This window comes from Phenylobacterium sp., assembly GCF_036402295.1.
Lineage (GTDB): Bacteria > Pseudomonadota > Alphaproteobacteria > Caulobacterales > Caulobacteraceae > Phenylobacterium.
Window position 1 is genome coordinate 1 of sequence record NZ_DASWTE010000190.1, and the last position, 4,220, is coordinate 4,220.

A 4,220-nucleotide genomic window follows, 5' to 3' on the forward strand; every position below is an offset into this window, starting at 1 on the left:
ACCAACGCCACCGAGTACGGCACGGTCTACACGGCCGCCGAGCTGAAGGCGTTGATCGAGCCCGTGAAGGCCAAGGGCTACGGCGTCCACCTGGACGGCGCGCGGCTTGCCAACGCCGCGGCCTCCGGCTTCGACCTGAAGACGATCAAGGACCTGGGCGTCGACGTCCTGGTGGTCGGCGGCACCAAGGCCGGCATGCCTCCGACCGAGGCCGTGGTGATCTTCGACGGGGCGCTGGCCCGCCGGTTCGATGCGCGGCTGAAGCAGGCCGGGCAGCTGCCGTCCAAGGGGCGGTTCTACGCCGCGCCGTTCATCGGCATGCTTGCGGGCCACGCGCTGACCCGCCACGCGGCCCACGCCAACGCCATGGCGCGGCGGCTGGCTGAGCGAATGCCCTTCACGGTGCTGCACCCGGTGGAGGCCAACGGCGTCTTCGTGGAGATGGACGACGAGCGGCTCTCGGCGCTGCACGCCAGGGGCTGGTTCGCCTACCGGTTTCTCGACGGTTCGGTACGCTTCATGTGCTCGTGGGCGACCACGGAAGCGGCCGTCGACGAGCTGGGCGAGGCCCTCGACGCAATCAGCTGACCGCCGTTGATGCCGATTGTTACAGGTCTACGGGCATAGCTTTGCCGGATACGGGCCAATGTGTGGCGCTTTCGCCGCACATCATGGAAAATCTGTAATGATCCTCGACCGCTTGTCGCGACTGTGGCGGCTTTTCGTTGCCGCCATGTCCCCTGCGTGACAGCTTCCGCGCTCACCGTATCAGGTGTGGATCCTCCGTTACGTCGACGTACTACGCGGCGACGCCTCGGAGGATTTGCGTCTAACGGGTCAAGCGTCGGCGCCGCCCGGCGCGCTTGCACAAACCGTTTCCCAGGCCGGGGGGCCGTAGAAATGAAAGTCCAAATGAACACCATGCTTCGGAGCGCGCTGCTTGCGTCAGCCGCCTCGGCCAGCCTGTTTGCTGTGCCGACCTTCGCTCAGGCGCAGACGGCCCGGCAGGAAGTGGACGTCGGCGAAATCGTGGTGACAGGGTCGCGGATCCGGCGTCCCGACCTTACCTCGGTGCAGCCGCTTCAGGTCATTTCCACGGAGCGCATGGAAGAGCGCGGCTTCACCAACGTGGCCGACGCGCTCAACGACCTGCCGTCAGTGGGCGTGCCGGTCAGCCCGGTGGGCGACCAGGGCTCATTCGGCGTCGGCCGCAACTTCATCAACATCTTCAACTTGGGCACGAACCGGACCCTGACCCTGGTCAACGGCCGCCGCTTCGTGGGCGGCAATCCGGCGTCGATCTTCACCGGAGCGAACGCCGGCGGCCAGGTGGACATCAACGTGATCCCCACCGGCCTCATCGACCGAATCGAGACGGTTCAGGCCGGCGGCTCCGCGGTCTACGGCTCCGACGCGATCGCCGGCGTGATCAACATCATCACCAAGTCCGAATTCGACGGCATCGAGATCGACGGCCGCTACGGCTGGGCCCAAGGCGGCTACGACGACTGGCGTGCGCGGGTCACCGCCGGGAAGAGCCTGCTCGACGGGCGGCTGAGCCTGTTCGGCAGCTACGAGTACAACGAGACCGGCCAGTTGGCCTTCACCGACCGGCACGCCACGTCCCAACAGCTGACTTTCGCCCTCAACCCGGCGAACAGCACACAGACCGACAACATCCCGGGCAATATCATCTACTTCAACCGGCGGGTCCCGGAGGTCACCACAGGCGGCCTTCCGTTCCAGGCCAACACCTTCCAGACCGGCCGGATCGTGACGATCGCCAATCCCAGCGGCGCTGGCCGCGTCACGGCGCAGTTCGGGCCCGGCGGCGTGCTGGTGCCGTACGCGGTCGGATCGTTCGTTCAGCCCTCGATCGCGTCGGGCGGGGATGGCCTGAACCTCGCTGAGCTGTCGTCCCTGGTCTCGCCGGTGAAGCGCCACGTGGCCACGGCCTTCGCCAAGTACGACGTGACAGACCACATCCGGGTGAACGCGGAGCTCTTCTACTCCGAGTTCAAGGCGGTGGAGCCGTTCAACCAGCCGATCTACAATTCCGCCCTGTTCGGCGGAAACTCGGCCAACCTGCGCTTCTCGACGGCGAACCCGTTCCTTCCCGCCGCCACCCGCGCGGCCCTGCTCGACCCGGCGAACGGCTTGGCGCCGGACGCGGCCAATCCCGGCGAAGCGATCTTCTTCCTGTCGCGCGCCTCCGTCGACATCGGCAACAACAAGACGTCCGCCGACGGCCAGACCATCCGCGGGGTGCTGTCCATCGAAGGCGACTTCAACTTCATGGACCGCGACTTCTTCTGGAACCTGGCCTACGCCCACGGGCAGTCCGATGGCGGGTTCGCCAGCCCCAATATCGTGCAGGCGCGCTTCCTGCAGGCGGTCGACGCCGTCCGCGACAGCAGCGGAGCCGTCGTCTGCCGCGACCTGACGGCGCGGGCGAATGGCTGCGCACCGCTCAACATGTTCGGCCTGGGGTCCCCGAGCCAGGCGGCCCTCGACTACATCGGCGTCCAGTTCGCCAGCGAGTTCAAGATCCTGCAGACCATCTACGAAGGCAATTTCGGTGGTCAGATCCTGAACCTTCCGGCCGGAGCCTGGAGTTTCGCGTCCGGCTTCGAGGTTCGTTACGAAAAGTCGAATTTCGACCCGAACGCGCCTCAAGAAGCGGGGGTGGGCCGGTCGGCCGCCATCACGGGCCTGAGCGGCAAGTTCGACACCAAGGAGTTCTACATCGAGACCCTGGTCCCGGTCTTCGGCGGCGAATTCAGCTTCCCCCTCCTGCACCGGTTGGAAGTGGAAGGCGCCTACCGCAGGGTTGATCATTCCCAGGCCGGCAAGGACAAGGCCTGGAGCTACGGCGGCCGCTGGTATCCGATACGGGACCTCATGATCCGGGGCCAGAAGGCGCGCTCGTTCCGCGCTCCCGCGATCACCGAACTATTCCTCCCGTCGGCGACCAGCTTCACCTTCGCGACCGATCCCTGCCACTTCGCCAATATCAGCAGCGGCCCCAACCCCGCCGCGCGCCGGGCGAACTGCGAAGCAGCGTTCACCGCGCTGGGCCTTCCCGCAAACTTCAATCTGGTCTCGCAGGTGCAGGCCGCCTCGGTCCAGGGCGCGACCTCCGGTAACCCCGCGCTGGAGAACGAAATTGCCAAGCAGTGGTCGCTCGGCTTCGTCTACCAGCCTTCGTTCGTCCCCGGTCTTTCAATCAATTTCGACTGGGTGAACATCAAGCTCGAGGACGCCATCAACAACTTCACCCTCACCTCGATCCTGCAGGTCTGTTACGACTCGCCGACTCCGCCCGCCGACGCCTGCGGTCGGTTCCAGCGGGGCACGTCGACCTCGGCGCGACCCGGCCAGATTCTCGGCTTCGGGGAAGCGATCGGGAATGGCGGAACGGCGACCGGTCCGCAATCCGGCTTCATCAACGCGGGCTACACCAATTTCGAAGGGTTCACGGCGGGGATCGACTACCGCGTCGACCTCACGGACTTCCTCGATGGCGCGTTGCGGAACCTCTGGGGCGGCAATCCCGGGGAGCTGAGCGCCGACTTCGACCTGTTCCACGTGGAGCGCCAGGAGACCTCTGTCACAGGCCTCGGGTTCGACCTCAACCGGGACCACGGCGAGATCGGCAACGCCAAATGGCGCTGGAAGTTCGAGGCGGCCTATTCGCGCGACCCGGTGACCGTGGTCTGGACCACCAACTGGATCGACGAGTCCCGCTTCAACAACGACTTCACCCTTGAGACGCGCTACCCGCTGCAGGTCGACGACTACTTCATCCACGACCTGTCGGTGACGGTGAACCTCGACACCTGGGCCGAAACCTACGGAATGGGCGTGCTCGAAGACGCGCGCCTGCGGCTGGTGGTTCGCAACGTCTTCGACGTGGAACCGCCGCTCGGCGCGACCAACTCGGCCAACGCGTTCGGCACCTACGACTTCATCGGACGCTACTATCAGGTCGGGCTGACGGCTCGATTCTAGCCAGTCGGCGGGCTCCCGCTCGCGCTTGCCGTCCCCTCGGGGATCGCTCAGGAGCCGCCGGGGCCACCCGGCGGCTCCTTTCTTTTGCGCGTTCGCGGCCCGCTACTCATCCATCGCCGTGGAGCCGAGGCAGCCGTTTGAGACCTACTGCAGCCCGCTGCGCCCGATGGCGTAGAAGCGCTCGGCGCGGCGGGTCTTGAGCTCCTCGG

At 66.2% G+C, this 4,220-nt stretch carries 2 protein-coding genes; both read left to right on the forward strand.

The genetic code is table 11. The annotated features are described in order from the left end of the window. Positions 1 to 588: threonine aldolase family protein (locus tag VGD44_RS11935; protein WP_331087223.1), on the forward strand; the 588-nt coding region annotated here is incomplete at its 5' end. A 324-nt stretch (positions 589 to 912) separates the two neighbouring features. Beyond that, positions 913 to 4,011 (forward strand): TonB-dependent receptor domain-containing protein, encoded by a 3,099-nt coding sequence (locus VGD44_RS11940; RefSeq protein WP_331087225.1) that lies wholly within the window; start codon positions 913 to 915, stop codon positions 4,009 to 4,011. Positions 4,012 to 4,220: the final 209 nt, after the last annotated feature.

Excerpts from the sequence above, each read along its gene's own strand:
- VGD44_RS11940 (WP_331087225.1), top strand. The coding sequence starts at position 913 with ATGAACACCATGCTTCGGAGCGCGCTGCTTGCGTCAGCCGCCTCGGCC.